19 protein-coding genes and 1 tRNA gene are annotated in these 17,366 nt (G+C 29.1%); 12 read left to right on the top strand and 8 right to left on the bottom strand.

The window, feature by feature from the left end:
- Positions 1–3 precede the first annotated feature (3 nt).
- From TDSAC_RS04660 to TDSAC_RS04645, 4 genes are all read left to right on the top strand, one after another.
- The gene (locus TDSAC_RS04660) at positions 4–1,476 is read left to right on the top strand and encodes a sodium:solute symporter family protein (RefSeq protein ID WP_108309108.1); all 1,473 of its coding nucleotides are present in this window, start codon (positions 4–6) and stop codon (positions 1,474–1,476) included.
- 30 nt (positions 1,477–1,506) lie between these two features.
- Positions 1,507–1,986: a BCAM0308 family protein gene (locus TDSAC_RS04655; RefSeq protein ID WP_108309107.1), complete on the top strand. Its 480-nt coding sequence runs from the start codon at positions 1,507–1,509 to the stop codon at positions 1,984–1,986.
- Positions 1,979–2,722 (top strand): SIMPL domain-containing protein, encoded by a 744-nt coding sequence (locus TDSAC_RS04650; protein WP_108309106.1) that lies wholly within the window; start codon positions 1,979–1,981, stop codon positions 2,720–2,722. Before TDSAC_RS04655 ends, TDSAC_RS04650 begins: the two co-directional genes overlap by 8 nt.
- Positions 2,723–2,834: 112 nt before the next feature.
- Entirely contained in the window at positions 2,835–3,206 is a 372-nt protein-coding gene (locus TDSAC_RS04645) for a hypothetical protein (protein ID WP_108309105.1), read from the top strand.
- Between the two features lie 8 nt (positions 3,207–3,214).
- Here the strand turns inward: TDSAC_RS04645 and TDSAC_RS04640 are convergent, their stop codons facing one another.
- Complete coding sequence (locus tag TDSAC_RS04640; RefSeq protein WP_108309104.1) at positions 3,215–3,904, bottom strand: type 1 glutamine amidotransferase; 690 nt, start codon at positions 3,902–3,904, stop codon at positions 3,215–3,217.
- Positions 3,905–4,044: 140 nt separating this feature from the next.
- Here TDSAC_RS04640 and TDSAC_RS04635 point away from each other — a divergent pair, with 140 nt between their 5' ends.
- From TDSAC_RS04635 to TDSAC_RS04625, 3 genes are all read left to right on the top strand, one after another.
- Positions 4,045–5,073 (top strand): radical SAM/SPASM domain-containing protein, encoded by a 1,029-nt coding sequence (locus TDSAC_RS04635; RefSeq protein ID WP_108309103.1) that lies wholly within the window; start codon positions 4,045–4,047, stop codon positions 5,071–5,073.
- A gap of 54 nt (positions 5,074–5,127) precedes the next feature.
- Entirely contained in the window at positions 5,128–6,507 is a 1,380-nt protein-coding gene (locus tag TDSAC_RS04630; protein ID WP_234405724.1) for an MFS transporter, read from the top strand.
- An 85-nt stretch (positions 6,508–6,592) separates the two neighbouring features.
- Positions 6,593–7,003: an arsenate reductase ArsC gene (locus tag TDSAC_RS04625; RefSeq protein WP_108309101.1), complete on the top strand. Its 411-nt coding sequence runs from the start codon at positions 6,593–6,595 to the stop codon at positions 7,001–7,003.
- A 4-nt stretch (positions 7,004–7,007) separates the two neighbouring features.
- On the opposite strand, the gene TDSAC_RS04620 is transcribed toward TDSAC_RS04625, so the two are convergent.
- Positions 7,008–7,349, bottom strand: coding sequence for a branched-chain amino acid transporter permease (locus TDSAC_RS04620; protein ID WP_108309100.1), 342 nt, complete (start codon positions 7,347–7,349; stop codon positions 7,008–7,010).
- Complete coding sequence (locus TDSAC_RS04615) at positions 7,336–8,046, bottom strand: AzlC family ABC transporter permease (RefSeq protein ID WP_108309099.1); 711 nt, start codon at positions 8,044–8,046, stop codon at positions 7,336–7,338. Before TDSAC_RS04615 ends, TDSAC_RS04620 begins: the two co-directional genes overlap by 14 nt.
- Before the next feature lie 153 nt (positions 8,047–8,199).
- Here TDSAC_RS04615 and TDSAC_RS04610 point away from each other — a divergent pair, with 153 nt between their 5' ends.
- Genes TDSAC_RS04610 through TDSAC_RS04600 form a run of 3 tightly spaced genes read left to right on the top strand, consistent with a single transcriptional unit; the run spans position 8,200 to position 10,906 of the window.
- The gene (locus tag TDSAC_RS04610) at positions 8,200–8,754 is read left to right on the top strand and encodes a helix-turn-helix domain-containing protein (protein ID WP_108309098.1); all 555 of its coding nucleotides are present in this window, start codon (positions 8,200–8,202) and stop codon (positions 8,752–8,754) included.
- A gap of 44 nt (positions 8,755–8,798) precedes the next feature.
- Positions 8,799–10,559: a thioredoxin domain-containing protein gene (locus tag TDSAC_RS04605; RefSeq protein ID WP_199919698.1), complete on the top strand. Its 1,761-nt coding sequence runs from the start codon at positions 8,799–8,801 to the stop codon at positions 10,557–10,559.
- Positions 10,559–10,906 (top strand): cytoplasmic protein, encoded by a 348-nt coding sequence (locus TDSAC_RS04600; protein ID WP_108309096.1) that lies wholly within the window; start codon positions 10,559–10,561, stop codon positions 10,904–10,906. Before TDSAC_RS04605 ends, TDSAC_RS04600 begins: the two co-directional genes overlap by 1 nt.
- A gap of 155 nt (positions 10,907–11,061) precedes the next feature.
- Here TDSAC_RS04600 and TDSAC_RS04595 read toward each other — a convergent pair.
- Positions 11,062–11,137: transfer RNA gene (locus TDSAC_RS04595), tRNA-Thr, on the bottom strand.
- Positions 11,138–11,258: 121 nt separating this feature from the next.
- On the opposite strand from TDSAC_RS04595, the gene wrbA reads away from it, so the two are divergent.
- Together wrbA and TDSAC_RS04585 are read left to right on the top strand one after the other, a co-directional pair.
- Positions 11,259–11,936, top strand: coding sequence for an NAD(P)H:quinone oxidoreductase (gene wrbA / locus TDSAC_RS04590; protein ID WP_108309095.1), 678 nt, complete (start codon positions 11,259–11,261; stop codon positions 11,934–11,936).
- A gap of 1 nt (position 11,937) precedes the next feature.
- Complete coding sequence (locus tag TDSAC_RS04585; RefSeq protein ID WP_108309094.1) at positions 11,938–12,906, top strand: 2-hydroxyacid dehydrogenase; 969 nt, start codon at positions 11,938–11,940, stop codon at positions 12,904–12,906.
- Here TDSAC_RS04585 and TDSAC_RS04580 read toward each other — a convergent pair whose 3' ends face one another.
- From TDSAC_RS04580 to TDSAC_RS04565, 4 genes are read right to left on the bottom strand one after another with little or no spacing between them, the layout of a single operon-like run.
- Positions 12,907–14,196 carry a sensor domain-containing diguanylate cyclase gene (locus tag TDSAC_RS04580; protein WP_108309093.1) on the bottom strand — a complete coding sequence of 430 codons (1,290 nt, stop codon included), beginning with the start codon at positions 14,194–14,196 and terminating at the stop codon, positions 12,907–12,909.
- Between the two features lie 6 nt (positions 14,197–14,202).
- Positions 14,203–14,673, bottom strand: a complete 471-nt coding sequence (locus TDSAC_RS04575) for a hypothetical protein (RefSeq protein ID WP_108309092.1) — start codon at positions 14,671–14,673, stop codon at positions 14,203–14,205.
- A gap of 49 nt (positions 14,674–14,722) precedes the next feature.
- Positions 14,723–16,543 carry a WD40 repeat domain-containing protein gene (locus TDSAC_RS04570; RefSeq protein ID WP_108309091.1) on the bottom strand — a complete coding sequence of 607 codons (1,821 nt, stop codon included), beginning with the start codon at positions 16,541–16,543 and terminating at the stop codon, positions 14,723–14,725.
- Complete coding sequence (locus TDSAC_RS04565) at positions 16,540–17,349, bottom strand: coiled-coil domain-containing protein (protein WP_108309090.1); 810 nt, start codon at positions 17,347–17,349, stop codon at positions 16,540–16,542. Before TDSAC_RS04565 ends, TDSAC_RS04570 begins: the two co-directional genes overlap by 4 nt.
- Positions 17,350–17,366: the final 17 nt, after the last annotated feature.

Raw genomic sequence — 17,366 nt, 5'->3', positions numbered from 1 at the left:
ATTATGTCAAATGAATTCTTAGCCTTAGGAATTATTTTTATTTTTATTTTTGTTACTACTATTGTAGGAATGCTCCCTGGTATGAAAGAAAAGCTAAACTTAGAAGGTTGGGCTATTGGTGGCAGAGAATTTGGTAGATGGCTTAGTTGGTTTATTTTAGCCGGAGAAATATACACTGCCTTTGCTTTTCTTGGAGCAAGCGGTTGGGCTTATGCCAGAGGTGGACCTACTTTTTATATATTGGGCTATGGCGCACTTGCTTATGTAGTAGGATATTATCTACTTCCAAAAATTTCTCCTATTGGTAGAAAGTTTAGTTTGATGACACAACCTGATTTGGTACAACATATTTACGATAGTAAACTATTAGGCATTTTAGTTGCTATAATTGGCGTACTATTTCTTTTACCATATCTTCAATTGCAATTGACTGGTTTAGGCATTATAATTCAAACGTGTTCTTATGGTTTGATTACTAAGGTTCCTGCAATGTTAATAGCTTTTACTCTAGTAGCCATCTTTGTTTACCTTAGTGGACTTAAAGGTGTTGCTTCAACTGCAGTTATAAAAGATGTAGTAATGATAGTTGCTGTAGTGTTCTTTGGTTTATATCTACCATTCCATTTCTTTGGTAGTGTTGGAAATATGTTTGAAGCTCTAGAAGCTGCAAAGCCCGGATTCTTAGCTCTTCCTGGTGGGACTAAAGTTCTTGATGTGAGCTGGGTGATGTCTACACTGGTACTCACAAGTTTGGGGTTTTATATGTGGCCACACTTTTCTGCAAACAGTTTTAGCGCAAAAAGTCCTGAAGTTTTAAGACACAATGCAGTTTTCCTTCCTTTATATCAGATTTGTTTGCTTTTCCCCATGCTTATTGGTTTTACGGCATTATTAATAATACCGGGCCTAAGTAATCCTGATATGTCTTTTATGTTAATGGTTCAAAAGGTTTTTCCGGGTTGGGCCCTAGGTCTTGTTGGCGGTGCTGGCGCTTTAGCTTGTATGATTCCTGCTTCTGACTTAATATTAAATACCTCGATGATCTTCACCAGGAATATTTATTGTAGAGGTTTCAATCCTAATGCCGATCACACACATCAGAAATTCGTTGCAAGAATTATTGTTTTTATAGTTACCGCTACAGCTCTTTGTTTAGCGATTTTTGCTCCAAACTTATTGGTTAACCTTCTTTTAATAGGGTATTCAGGAGTTACCCAATTTTTCCCTATGATCGTTCTGGGATTGTTCTGGAAGAGGGCTACAAAGATTGCTTCATTTTGCGGCTTAATTGTTGGAGAGACTTTAGTGGTCTATTTAACCTTTAGCAAGTTGGATCCTCTTGCAATTTTTGGACTTCACTTAAATGCAGGTTTTGCTGCATTGATGGTAAACTTAATTATATTTGTAGTTATAAGTATTTTAACTTCTAATAATGATAATATTGTTGCTAAAGAAAAAAGATTGAGTGCATCATAAATGTAAATAAAAATTACGGAGGTGTTGTTGTTGAACGGAAGAAAAGATAAACTTATAAAGGATTATCTTCACGATCCATATTTCGTCAAGGAAAAATATTCTGAACCTTCAGTTTGCGAAAGATGCGGAGTAGTTTTTAATGATGGTATTTTTAGTTGGGTAAAACCTATACCAAAAGAGTTCCCAAAGATGATTTGTCCGGCATGTAGAAGAATAGAAGATAATTATGAAGGTGGTGTAGTATTACTTACTGGAAAATTTTTAAATAATCATAAAGAAGAAATTATTAACACAGTTAAAAATGTTGAAGCTTATAAAATTGAAAGAAGGCCACTTGAGAGGATTATATCTATTGTTGAAAATGAAAATGGTATAGAAATAAAAACAACATATGAACATCTTGCTAGAAGAATTGGAGAAGCAATAAACAATGCTTTTAAAGGTGAGCTTAAAATAACTTATCCTGAGGGTGAAAAGTATGTTAGAGTAAAGTGGTTTAGAGATGAATAAAATTTACAATATATTTTTTGTTTCTATATTTATATTTTGTTTTCTGATAGTGGCAAACAACCCATCTTTTGGATCGGAAAATATTTACAATCTAAAAATTAACAACGATAAAACTATATCGGTGGTAGGTTCAGGTTTAATAAAAGAAAGGCCAAACATTGCTTTGATAGACTTTGATATTACTTTAAAAAACCCAGATCCGTCTAATGCTATGGATACTCTATCACAGAAGGCTAACAGCCTTTTACAAAAAATTTATGAACAGGGAGTTAACAAGAACGATATAAAGACATCAAACGTTTCTCTCCAACCAATATACGTTTTTGATAGAAATTCTAACAAAGAAATTTTAGATGGCTATAGCGCAACTGAATCCTTTACTCTAAAAACATCAGTTGAAAATTCTGGCAAAATGATATCTTTACTTACCAATAATGGAGTAAATCAAATTAATAACATTAGATTCGAACGATTAGACATCAATCAGCTTAGACTTCAGGCAATAGAAATTGCAATGAGTGATGCAAGGAATCAAGCCAATGCAGTATTGGACAAAACTAAATATAGGATATCTGGGATAAAGAGCGTAACAGTATCTCCAATTTTTATGCAAAATCCTATCTTGAAAGAAAATCTTTACAATAAATCCTTAACAGGGACAAATCAGCCACTACCTATAGAAGGTGGTGAAATAGAAGTAAGAGCAAACGTACAAGTTGTTTTCATATTTGAATAGCTTATTAACTGTGATTTAACTAAAAATTAACATTATATTAAATTTAATAATTTAATTTGATTATGAGAGGAGAGATGGCTATTAATAAAATAAATTTTTAGGAGGTTGTAATATGAAAATGTTATTTTATGCCTGCGAGGATCCATCGGATTTTAGCAAATATTATCGTCTTTTTAAGCATATAAAAATTCTGAATAAAAATGGTAATGAGGCAAAAGTTATACTGGAGTGTAGAGCAGTACTAATTACTTCAATTTTTAATGATTCATCTCATCCTCTAAATAGCTTATATGTTGATATTAGACAAAATATTTTAGGTGTTTGTAAAACATGTGCTATCAAATACAATACACTTGAATGTTGTAAATCTCAAAACTTACCCATAAAGGGTTTATTGGGTGGTCATATTGCATGTGAATCTTATATAAGAAAGAACTATTATGCAATGTCTATGTTTGTTGATAGCGAAAGTATTAAAATATAATTTAAAACTCATAACATATTATCAATTAGCGAGACAAGATAACTATGGATTTTTTTGATATTTTCAACATCTGTTATTAAGGAATTCTTATTTATCTTTTCATTATTAATTTCGTCAGAATATAAATTTGCCCATTTCAATATCATATTCTGGTCTACTTCTATGTGAAATTGTAAGCCTATAGAATTTTTATAGATAAACCCCTGATTTCGGTATTTATCAGATGAAAATATGTGAAGCGAATCCTTTGGCAGATCAAAAGTGTCTCCATGCCAGCAAAAAGCTTTAAATTCATTAGGAAAATTGTGGATAAATTTATGATCGTATTGTTTGTATATTTTATGCCAGCCAATTTCTTTGCCTTCTTTTCCTTTATAAACTCTTGCTCCGAGAACATGTGCGAGTATTTGTGAACCTAGACAAATACCTATAACTGGTAAATCTTTATTTAGAGCGCTTTCTACAATTTTAAACTCATCCTTTAAAAATGAATATTTGTCATGATCGTAAACTCCCATATATCCACCCAAAATAACTAAAAAGTTATACTCATTCAAATCGATTTTACTAATATTATTTTTAAAGACATCATAAATGCTTATAATATTAGTTCCTATCCCAAAACCTCTTTCTGAGAAAACGTTATATAAATAACCAAGTCCTTCTTCCTCCACATGTCTAATAGCAAGAATTTTCATAATACCTCCAGATGCAGTTCAAAGTAATAAAATTATATTATATTCCATAAATAAAATTTTTAGCATAGCTGATATTGAAATTTATAAAAAAAATTTTTGATTTAAAATAATAATAGCATTAAGAAATTAAGGGGGTAAACATGGAAAATAAAATTTGGGATTGGATACAAGTTGAGGTTACTTCCTTTTGTAATGCAAGTTGTAACTATTGTCCCCACACTGTTTATAAAGAAAATTGGATTAATAGACATTTTGAAATGGAAACCTTTAAAAAATTAATACCACATTTAAATAAAACAAAACTTGTTTATCTTCAAGGGTGGGGAGAACCATTTTTAAACCCAAAATTATTTGATATGATTGAAATTGCTAAGAAATCTGGTTGTAGAGTAGGTACCACTTCAAATGCAAATCTTATTGACAAAGGGTTATCTGAAAAAATAGTCGATTCAGAATTGGACAATATCTCTTTTTCACTGGCTGGAGTTGACAAAAATAATGATCTATATAGAAAAGGAACTTCGATAGAAAGAGTTTTAAGCGCAATAAATGAAATAAACAAAGTAAAAAAGAAGTTGAAAAGTAATCTGCCAGTGATAAATATCGCATATTTATTATTTCCATCTGAATTAGAAAATATTTATAAATTAACAGATTTATTGAAGGGTAGAGGAATAAATCAGGTAGTTATCTCAACGCTTGACTTTATACCTACATCAAAATTTAAAAATGAATCATTGAAATTTAATAACCTAAATGAATCACATGAATTCCAAAAAAAAATTAAAAATTTAATTGAACGTGGAAGGGATTATGGCTTAGAAATTTATTGTAACATACCAATACTGACAGAGACATTAAGAACTTGTAGTGAAAATCCCGAAAAAAGCCTCTTTATTGGCAGCGATGGTTCAGCATCTCCCTGCGTTTTTACAAATTTACCATTGATTTCTGATTCAATAGACAACAAAAATTATAAGAAGTTAATATTTGGTAAAATTGAAACAGATGATTTAACTGAAATTTGGAATTCAAAAAAATATAAAGATTTTCGTTCTTCGTTTAAAGAAGGTTTATATAATATGCCATGTAAATGTTGTTTAAAGAGACATATTTTTTCAATAGAAACAACTTTTGATTTAAATTTTGTATCTTTACCTATCAGCTAATTAAAGCCATTATATTAATATTTAAATTTCTTAACTTAACATAATTCAAGCTTTTTGTTACAATTATTTTGTATGGTTGAGAAAAATTTAGACGAATTAAAACTAAGTAAGCACCACCTAAAAGCAATGTTTGTTTCAGGAATGGGTTTTTTTACTGATGCATATGACCTCTTCATTATTGGTGTAGCTTTATCTTTAATAGCTCCGGTTTGGGGACTTACACGTTCAGAAATTGCACTCCTCGGTAGTAGTTCTCTTTTGGCTGCCTTGTTTGGTTCAATTTTTTTTGGTAGATTTGCAGATAATTTTGGCAGAAAAAAAATTTATGGTCTTGAAGCTCTCATAATGACAATTGGTGCACTAATGTCAGCATTTTCGCCGAACTTTTTGTTTCTACTTTTTTCAAGGTTTATTTTAGGTTTGGGTATCGGTGGAGATTATCCAGTCAGTGCTGTTATAATGAGTGAATATTCAAATAGAGCTGATCGGGGTAAATTAGTTGGTTTAGTTTTTTCTATGCAAGCTCTTGGTCTTATAATTGGTCCTCTTGTTGCTTTAAGTTTATTGTTACTTCACATCCCACTTGACTTTGTATGGCGTTTAATGCTTGGGTTAGGATCTATTCCTTCTATTATGGTTATTTATCTAAGAAGAAAATTGCCTGAATCTCCTCGTTATCTTTCAGAAATAGTATGTGATAAAAAAGCAGCCTTAACTGCTTTTGTAAATTTTATTGGTAATGGTGATAAGACATATGAATCACCACATTTGAATTCGAGAATTAGATATAAATTAAAAGATTTTTTTTCAAACAAGCAACATGTTTTAACTTTATTTGGAACAGCTGGTAGTTGGTTTTTGCTTGATTGGGCTTATTATGGCAACACGATTTCTACACCAATTGTAATGAACGCTATATGTGATAGTTCTTCTTTAGAGTTAAAGATGATTTATTCGCTTTTAATATTTGTTGTTTTTGCTCTACCAGGATATATTTTATCAATAATATTTATGGATATAATTGGAAGGAAATATATTCAACTTATAGGTTTTAGCATTATGTCACTTTCATTTTTATTATTGGGATTAATACCTGACATAGTAAATAATGTAACAGGATTTCTTATACTCTATGGACTTAGCTATCTTTTTACTGAATTTGGTCCCAATACTACTACTTTTGTGCTTCCTTCAGAACTCTTTCCAACCGAATATAGAGCCACAGGTCATGGTTTATCTGCAGGAATAGGGAAACTTGGAGCTTTTTTTGGAGTACTACTTTTTCCTATTACCGAATCGTTTTTTGGCTTAAATATAACCTTTGTTATTGTTTCAATTATTTGTTTAATGGGAATTATAACTACATCAGTTCTTACAGAGCCTAAAGGCAAGAGTCTTGAAGACTGCTCATACTCTAAGATAATAGGCAAATAATAAAATTCGTATTATTCTTCATTAACAAGTTTTTAACAATAGTTTAATAAAATAATATAGTAAATTCTTAAGTTGGGAGAGATTAATGAAGAAAAGAGTTTTATTTTTGTGCACTCACAATAGCGCTCGTTCTCAAATGGCACAAGGTTTGATGAACGCTTTGCTGTCAGAAAACTATGAAGCATTTAGCGCTGGCACTTTTGCCACATCTATTAATCCATTTGCCATAGAGGTTATGAAAGAAATTGGGATCGATATCTCTAATCAATATTCCAAAAATTTTGATATGTATCTGAACGATGAATTTGATTATGTAGTAACCGTCTGCGATAACGCAAAAGAGGGCTGCCCATACTTTCCGGGAGGAAAGGAGCAATTTCACAAAAAATTCGAAGATCCTGCATCGTTTTCTGGAACCAAAGAAGAAAAATTAGATAAGTTTAGAGAAGTTAGAGATAAGATTAAAGACTGGATTGTAGATTTTTTTCGAACCTAACCAACTAAAAGCGTAAAAAGTTCAATAAATTTAACTGGACCAAAACCATATATACGAATGTACTTACAAATATGCTCACAAAGAAATTCCTAAACTTTAGGTGAAGAATAACTACGAATAAAATAGCAATTAATTCGTTTAATCCAAATGGCGGTTTTGACAACGAAACATCTTTTATGCAATAGATTACTAAAATGGTTATAACACTAAAAGGTGCATATTTTCCAATAAAAACGAGCATTTCAGATTGGTTTTTTGTTCTTAAAAAAATAAAAGGAAATGCTCTTGCAAAAAATGTAATTAAAGTCATTGCTACTATAGATATTATTATATTAATTATGTTCATTTTGTATTATCCCTTTTTTAAAAATCATCAAAAACAAAGTGGACATTATAATTGATGGTAAAAGCATATTTTCTTTACCTACAACCGCAATTGATCCAATGGCACAGATAGCACCAATCCATAAAGGTAAACGAGTTTTATAAGATCTAATCTGTTCGATAAGAATTACTAAAAAAAGCGCTGTTAAAGTAAAATCTAAACCTTTTGTATTAAATTTTATTATATTTCCTAATATAGCGCCTATAAGTGTTCCAAATACCCAATAAAAATGGTTTAATGAACTTATATAAATGTAAAATTTAGATTTATTTGCTTCATTAGTTTCTTTTAAAGTTGTTAATAAAGCATAAGTTTCATCAGTAAGAGTGAATATCATATAAGGTTTAAATTTTCCAGTAAGGTTAAATTTTTCTAATAGTGAAAGACCATATAACATGTGTCTGCAATTTATTAACAACGTAATAATTGCAATTGTAATAAGATTTGTATTTGATAAAAAAAACTGAATAGCTATAAATTGCATTGATCCAGCATAAATAAAAAGACTCATGATAGGTGCAAATATCCATGGAATATCTTTGCTGGTCAATAACAATCCAAATGCTATTCCTCCTGAAACATAACCAAACATTATAGGCATAGTTATCAAAATAGCATGAAAGAAAGTAGTATTTAAAATATCTTTACTAATTTTCATCCTTTCTCCTTAAGTAATAATTTATAAAAAAATGATCTAAAATAAAAATAATAAGCATTTTAAAGTGTGTATTGTATATTATATTATATATTTGTACAATATATTGATATAGTATAGCATTTTGTTTGAGCATGCAATACTTTAGGAGGTTTTTTGGACGATTTAAATTTTATAATAGCTAATAATTTAAAAAAAATAAGAGAGAAAAGAAAACTTAGTCTTGATAAACTTTCAGAGATTACAGGAGTTAGCAAATCACTGCTTAGCCAAATCGAGAGAGCAGAGTCAAATCCAACAGTAACAACTTTAAAAAAAATAACTACAGGACTGAAAATTTCTTTTACTGCACTCCTGGAGAGCCCAAAACCAAATGTTGATGTAGTAAGATTTAATAATATAACTCCCATAATAGAAGATGGTGGAAAATACAGAGTATATCCCATTTTCCCTTTTGATGAAAATAGACGTTTTGAAATTTATATAGTAGAACTTGATAAAGACAGTAGTATAAGAGCTATAGCGCATCCGGATAGAACACAAGAATTCATTACAGTTTTTGAAGGAGAATTAAAGGTTTCTTTAGGAGAAGAAGAATTAATTATTAGCAAAGGAGATTCAATAAGATTTTTTGCTGACAAGCCACACATATACTCTAATATTTATTATTCAATTACGAGATTAAGCATGATTCTTTATTATCCTATTTAATGCTATGCTAAATGTTCTTAAGTTTGCTAAGATTGGAGGAAAATATGCAAATTTCTAATAAACCGAACTCATTGATTAACGAGAGTTCACCGTATTTGCTTCAACATTCTTATAATCTGGTTAATTGGTATCCCTGGTGCAATGAGGCTTTAAAAAAAGCAGAAAAAGAAAATAAACCTATTTTTCTTAGTATCGGTTATAGCAGTTGTCACTGGTGTCATGTAATGGAAAAAGAATCTTTCAATAACGAGGAAGTTGCTAATATTTTAAATGAGAATTTTATTTCAATTAAGGTAGATAGAGAAGAACACCCAGAAATTGACAAATTCTACCAGAATGTTCATATAGTGTTTAACAATCGCAGTGGAGGATGGCCCCTTAGTATCTTTATGACCTATGATTTAAAGCCATTTTTTGCTGCAACCTATATTCCTTTAGAAAAAAAGTCTGTTAGATATACTTTTCCTGAAATTTTACGCGCAATTTCAAATCAATACAATAGCGATAAATCAAAGTTAACTAAATTGGGCGATGAAATTTTAAAATATGTTAATTTGTTATATAAAATTGAAAATAAGGTTAAAATAGATGTTAATGTAATTGATTTCTTCTTAAAACAAACCGAAGAAAATTATGACATTGTATATGGCGGATTTTCAAGTGCACCAAAATTTCCTCAAACTTCTCTTTTAGATACTCTAATTTATATTTATGATAAAACAAAACTAAATAAACCTTTAAAAATGGTTGAAAATACATTAAAAAATATGTCAATGGGCGGATTTTACGATCTTGTAGACGGTGGATTTTGCAGGTATAGTACAGACAATATCTGGTTCGTACCGCACTTTGAAAAGATGGGTTATGATAACGCTCTTTTGTCACAGATTTATCTGGATACATATCAGATCACAAAAAACGAGTTATATCTGGAAATTGCTTTAAAGACCATAGAATTTATGATTAAAAAGATGCAAAAAAATGGACTTTTTTATTCTTCAAGCGATGCGGATACTGATGGAATAGAGGGTAAATACTATACATACGAATACGATGAAATTTTAAAAATTTTTAAAAATTACAACATTGACCCAAAAGCATTATCTGTTACAAAGGAGGGTAATTTTAAAGGAAGAAATATATTAAGGCTCTCAAGTGATTCTGATAGAAGAGAATTAGTACCTTTGCTTAATGAACTAAAAAATCTCAGAAAGGAGAGAAAATATCCTTTTATAGACGAGAAAATAATTACATCAATAAATTCTATGATGATAAAGAGTTTATTTAAAGCAGCAAAAATTAATGAAAAATATTATATTTTAGCTAAAGATTGCTTAAAATCTTTGCTAAGTTTTCTATATATGGATGGCATTCTATATCATTGTGGAGTCTATAATAAAGAAATAAAAATAAGGTCATTTTTAGAGGACTACGCTTATCTTGTAGATGCTCTTATAGAAGCATATCAGTTTACTCAAGAAGAAGAATACCTAAAATTGGCAATTAAATTTACAAGAGATGCGAATAACTTTTTTGATGACTTCTGGTATTTTAGCATGGGTGAATTTAAAACTATTGCAGATGTATTTGATGAATCGTACCCATCAAGCGCATCTTTGATGATTATGAACAATATTAAGTTAAATAATTACGTCTCGGGAGAATTTTCTGATGTTATAGAAAGGAGCATAAAGAATTATTCTGGAAAAATATCAAAATATCCTCAATATACAGCTCTTGCAGTAAAGTGCATTCTTGAGTGGAACTTACAGAATAAAAATATTTTGAAAGGAAGGGAGTTATAATGAAAAATGTTGTGCTTTTTGCCTTTAGAGGAGATTCGATGTGTTTTATTCATGTATTGCTTTATGGCATTGAGCTCAGTGAGAGTGGAATAAATATTCGGGTAGTTTTAGAAGGCGAGTCTACGAAGTTAATCCCAGAACTTTATAACGAGAATAGCCCTCTCTATAACCTTGCACAAAAAGCGATAAAGCTAAATCTATTTGAAGGTGTGTGTAAAGCATGCTCAACCATGATGGGGACTATAGAAGAAGCAAAAAAGAGAAATCTTAATATATTGTCTGATATGTCTGGGCATGCCGGAATGGCGAGATTTATTAATAATGGATTTGAAGTAATAACTTTCTAAGGGATCATAAAAAAATAAACTTTACTTTTCTCTTAAGACCATTTGGCTGATTGAATTGTATCATTACATGAAAATCAGATAAAATAATCAAAAATTTTATTAAAAGTTACAACTTTATAGATATCCTGCTTTTAGCTATAACTCTTACAAAAAAATGGAGCCGAGGATCAGAGTCGAACTGACAACCTGCTGATTACAAATCAGCTGCTCTGCCTATTGAGCTACCTCGGCAGTTGCTAAATTATAACATAATAAGTGAAATTTTGAAAAGTATTAAAGGATTCTATTATAAAAAATAGAAAAGTGATTAGGAATCGATATATAATTTTAAATATTGAAAGGAGTGAAAGTCTTGGCTAAAGTATTAATTGTATATTATTCTTTGTATGGCCATGTTCACAGACTTGCTAAGGCTATTAGCAGTGGAGCGGGTAGTGTAGAAGGTACCCAAGTAAGCATAAAAAGAGTTCCAGAAACTCTTTCTGACGATATTATAGAAAAAATGGGTGCAAAGGATATTCAACAAAAAATAAGGAGAACAATTCCTGAGGTTTCATTAGACGATTTAACGAATAGTGATGCAATAGTGTTTGGGACTCCTACGAGATTTGGGAACATGTGCGCACAAATGAAAACATTTTTAGATAGCACTGGGGGCATATGGTCAAGAGGAGAACTATTTGGAAAAGTTGGCAGCGTTTTTACTTCTTCTAATACTCAACACGGAGGACAAGAGTCTACTATTCTAACCTTTTTGCCATATTTGTTTCATCAAGGAATGATAATCGTCGGTTTGCCTTATTTGTTTAAAGGTCAAACAATTATGAGTGAAATAACTGGTTGCTCTCCTTACGGAGCTTCTTGTGTTGCTGGTGAAAATTCTTCTAGAAGTGTTTCTCAAAATGAAGTAGATGGCGCCTTTTTTCAGGGGAAATATGTAGCACTTATTACAAAAAATATTTGCGAAAATAGAGAACAATATTTTAAAACTTTAGTTTCTCTTAATAATAAAAAAATAAAAGGAGGATAAAATGTCTTCAAAACCTAAAGTGGTAATGACAAATAAAATATTAGATGAGCCATACAATTGGCTTAAAGAAAGAGTTAACCTTGTTTGCTGGGAAGAAGAAAGTCAACCTCCTCAGGAAGTTATAAAGAGTTGGCTTCAAGATGCAGATGGACTTTATTCTACGTTCTATCCTGTAACAAAAACCTTACTAGAAGATGCAAAAAAACTTAAAGTTGTTAGTCAGTGTGCTGTGGGCTATGATAATATTGATGTAAATTATTGTACTGAAAGAAAAATACCAGTATGTAATACTCCACATGTCGTTGTTGAAGCAACTGCTGAACTTACTTATGGTTTATTAATTTGTGCAGCAAGAGATATTATAAATGCTGTAAATTATGTTAAAGAGGGCAAATGGATTAAAAATTTTGGGTATCCTTTATCTCATGATTTACATGGTAAAACACTTGGCATTTTTGGAATGGGTAATGTTGGATCTGCTTTAGCAAGAAGAGCTAAGGCTTCATTAATGAATGTAATATATCACAATAGAAAACCAAATCCTAATGATAAGAGTCTAAACGCCAGATATGTTAGCTTCGATGAGCTAATAGAAACTTCAGATTATTTGGTTGTTTTATCACCACTAACTCCTGAAACTAGAGGAAAATTTAATTACGAAGTTTTTAAGAGAATGAAAAAAACTGCAATTCTAATAAATGCAGCACGAGGACCAATTGTGGTAACAGAAGATCTTTATAAAGCTTTATTGGATAAAGAAATTGCCTTTGCTGCCTTAGACGTAGTAGATCCTGAACCGATTCCTTTTAATAGTCCACTTTTAAACCTACCGAACGTTATTATTACGCCTCATATAGGAACAGCAACATATGAAACAAGATTAAATATGATGCAACTTGCAGCCGAAAATCTTTTAGATGTCTTAGAAGGGAGAAAACCAAAATATTGTGTTAACTCTGAGGTTCTTTAATTAAAGTTTTTTCTTTTGTTTTTTTTCTAAATACATCGCCTGATCAGCTTTATGAATTATTTTATCAATTTCTTGAAGCTGATCAGGTTTTACTTCTGATATGCCACAAGATACTGACAAATTAAAGTTTAAGATTTTTGAAGAATTTAAATCATGAATTTTTTTAGATATCCTATTCAATATTTGATCTGTATTGCTTTGTGAGTTACACACCACCAACGCCACAAATTCATCCCCTCCAAAACGAGCCAGCAAATCACTATCTCTGAGCGCAGATTTCAATATCTTTGCAATATTTTTTATTGCAATATCTCCATTGATATGACCATAACTATCATTAATTTTCTTAAGTCCATCAATATCAAAGAAGAATAAGAATAATTTTTTATTATTTAATTTTACTCTTTCATAATTACTTTTGATAAATACAAAAAATCCTCTTCTATTCAAAATCCCCGTAAGTGGATCAATATAAGAAAGATAAAGATTTTTACTTTCCACCTCTTTGTGTTTTGAAATATCCATTGCAAAAATTGAAACCAAATCATTGTCTAACGAACTTTTTAAGTTTGATATTATTACAGAAAAAGTCTTGTTATTTTTAAAATTTGTTTCAAAAGCATAATTAATTTTTTGGCTAACAACGATTTCTAATTGGCAATTCTCACATGGATTTTCTCTGCCAAAGAGTAGTTTGTAACAAGTAGAACTTAAGTTATCAAAGTTTTTTGCCTGCTGATTGGCAAAAATAATATTTTTATTTCTATCTACAATTAACAAATAAAATGGTAGGTTTTGAATAACTGTGGTTATAATTTCTTGATCCAAACTTGCTGATATATTCTCTTGTATCTTTTTCGTGATATCTTTATAAATTATTATTTTCCCTTTAAAATCCGGACTACCTGAAAAGGGGATAGAGTGCCTTTCTAAAATAGTATCATTTGTTAACTCTATAATATCAGAAGTTTCCCTGCTTAAATCTAAAATTTCAGAATTCCTATTTAAGAAAACAGTTGGATTTATAACCTTTTTTGATAAAAGATTATTAGCTTCTTTTAAGGTATGATTAAAAAAATTGATTTCTTTCGAATTTAAATTCAATATGTTTAAATATTTCGAATTATAGAAAATACATCTTAAGTTATTATCATATATAACTATTGCATCTTCAAAATTTTCAAGAATATTAAAAAGTAAAATTTTAAGCTTTTCTTCGTTTAGGAGAACATTGTTTGTAAAATAAGAAAATGTATTAAATGATAGTTGTTCTACATCATCAGGATCCATTATAATTTATTGTTCTTTTGAGGCATAAGGGTCCTCATTTAATATGTTTGCCCAACGCATTATCCAATCCTTCGTTTTTTGTTGATCTACACCTGTTAAAACGAAAAGAGTTTTATCATTGATATTAAAATCAACTTGATATTGTCTAAATCCAAGGAAATAATCTCTAGTAATTGCAAGTTCTAATTGATTAAAATCCTCTTTCAGGCTATACTTATTCATTATATACCATGCAGAAAAATCATATCCCATTTTAAAGCTATCGTCGAAAAATTTTTCTTTTTTATCCTTTTCATATACATCCGATGAACATATTACAAAATCAGTGGGGGTTTTAGTGTTTAAATAACATTCTTTAGTTGAATTAAAACCTTTCAGAAAATTTTCTTTATTAAACTCTAGTGTTTTGGCTTGTAAACTTAGAGAGTTTAAAGATAAAAAAGCTATAAAAATAAAAACTGCAATAAAATATTTCATAAATATCCTCCCTAATAGCTACTTTTGAATTAATTTTCTTAATTATAAATCAAAATTTCCAAAAATTAACTATTTTATCAAAACCTATAGATAAAAGAATATTTGAATTTTCTCTAAATTTAATATATGCTACCTTATCGTAATGACCTGCAAAAGTTTTTAATTTTTCGGATGAAACCAGGTCATACAAACAGATTTCGTCATCATTGGCAAAAGCAAAGTGCACACCATCACTTGAGAATGTTAATAAGCTAACTTTGCTAAAATTAAATTTTATTTCCTTCAATAACTTACCCAATCTATCATAAAGTTTCAAATTTTTGTTATCATAATAACATATAATATTAAATTTTTCATTTACTGCAAATTTACCATTTTCAATTTCTGAATGAAAACAATCAACTAATTTTTTTGAAACAGAATCGAAAATAAAAATTTGTCCATCATAAGTTGATAAGTAGAAAAAATCTTTAAATAATATGATGCGTTGAGGAATAAAATCGATATCAAATGATTGGATAATACTATTTTCAACTGAAAAATTCAACGTATATAATTTTTTATTGTTATTAGTCCAATAGATATTATTTTCTGATATAAATAAACTAGAATCATTAATTTTAATATCTAAAATATGTAAATTTTTAAAGTATATTTCGTTATATACATAAACTTTTCCATTTTTATTTATAAAAATAGATTTAGATATTCCGTTAGCGATAAAAATTTTCTTAACGGGCACGTTAATTTCTATAAGTTCAGAGTTAATTAATTTGTTATTATCTAAAGAAAAAATATTAATAAATCCTGTTTTTGTGCCAAAACAAATAGTTTTAGTATCATTAGTAATAAATGCTGTAGAAATTTGATCATTTACTTCAAAAAATTCCTTCTTTAACAAATCTAGAGTATCTTTGTTATTGACTATAACAACTTTTGAAATAAGAGATTCCTTTTTACTTAAAACTTTAAGATTAGATGAAGAATTTATAACAGAAATAATTATATCTGAAAAGTTAACAAACTTTGCATCCAGGCAAGTTCCAAAAGTGTCTGAAAAACAAATAGGCTTTAAACAATCGAGATTATATAAACCAAGTGAATTTGAATGTCCTTCATCGACAGAAAGTAAATATTTACAATCATTTGAAACCGATAAATTCAGTATCTTATATCTGCTTTTAAAAAATTTGTCTTCAACAACATTTCTGTTGAAATTAAAAATTTCAATTAGTCCATTAATGAAACCTAAAAAAATTAGACCCTCGTTAAGCCTTATATCATAAGCAGTAATCTTTAAATTACTTTCATAAAGCAAGAGTTTTTTGTTGGTTTTTAAAGACAGAAAGTATATTTTAGAATCGTCTGTTAAATAAGATATTAAATCCAAGCTGTTAAGAAAGTGAATCTTTCTAATTGGTTTGTTTTCAATTTTTCTATTATAAATAATTTTTCCTTGCAAAATAGAATAAACAAATATATAACCATCCCACGTTCCTACAACAACTAATTCTTCATTTTCGCATGATGAAATTGAAATTATTGGATTTCTTGATAGCTGGATTTTCCCAAGGTATAGGCCATCTATCATAGACCAAAAGTTTATAAACCCGTTAAAAAAACCAACAATCAAGAATTTCGCTTTTTTCGAAATTGATGAGGAAGTAGGATAAGAGTTATTCCAATGAATTTTATGTAAAATATCTAAATAAAATTTATTAGCATTAGAAGGTTTCTTCTCTTGTTTAGTATTTAACCCCATTATATCTATTTCTTCAATACTTCTTATTACAATCTTATTTAAGAGTGTAGAATTTAACGAAATATTAAGATTTTTATTGTCAAAGAGTTTTATGGATTCGCTTTTCATAGCTCAATTTTTCTAAAATCTTTGTATTTTTTATTATATTTTTCTATTTCTGCTAAAATTGATGATTCAATTTGTGACAGCAGATCAATACCATACTCTTTTGCTTCTACAACCTTAACATATAACGTATATATGCTTAAACTTTTTAGCTCATGAATCTTAAAAGTAATTTCATCAATTTCTTTGCTTAAAGTTATTATCCTCTTCTTTAAAATTTTAATTTGAGAAATTAAAGAATTATCAAATTCGTTAATTAAAGAATCAGCTAATTCCTGTAATTTTTTTAAATCACCTTGATTATATGCTAAATTAATTTCTGACATTAAATTATGAAACAATATTTTTTCCTCTTCACCTTTTGCTTTATCAGGATGAAATTTTGAAGCAAGTTTTCTGTAAAAAATTTTTATTTTATCATCTACTTCACAATCTAAATTTTCTTGAAATTCTTCATTATTCTTTTCTTCCTTTAGATTATAAAAAATTTTCTCTTCAATTTCATTTAGTTTTATTTCTTCTTCAATTAAAGATGTTCTAATATATTGGTGTATAAGGTCATCATTTAATTTGTTTAAATTTTTATCTAGTTGGAGTTTGGTAATTTTAATTTTTAATTTATCTAATTCAATATATAATCTTCCTATTTTTTCCTGATATGTTTTAGAAAATAAAGATAATTTGTTTTTGAGTGAATAGTATTCACTTTTTAAATTTTCAAGCTTATGTTGTAACTTATTAACATGGGTTTGAAGTTCTGAAATTTCTTTAGTCATATCTTTATTAATTTTCTTATTTTTATCTGTCATAGTATTAATTATATATA

Origin of the sequence: Thermodesulfobium acidiphilum, from assembly GCF_003057965.1 — a bacterium.
GTDB lineage: Bacteria > Thermodesulfobiota > Thermodesulfobiia > Thermodesulfobiales > Thermodesulfobiaceae > Thermodesulfobium > Thermodesulfobium acidiphilum.
The sequence above is the reverse complement of the archived record's forward strand: the minus strand, read 5'-3'. Positions and strand labels throughout refer to the sequence as shown.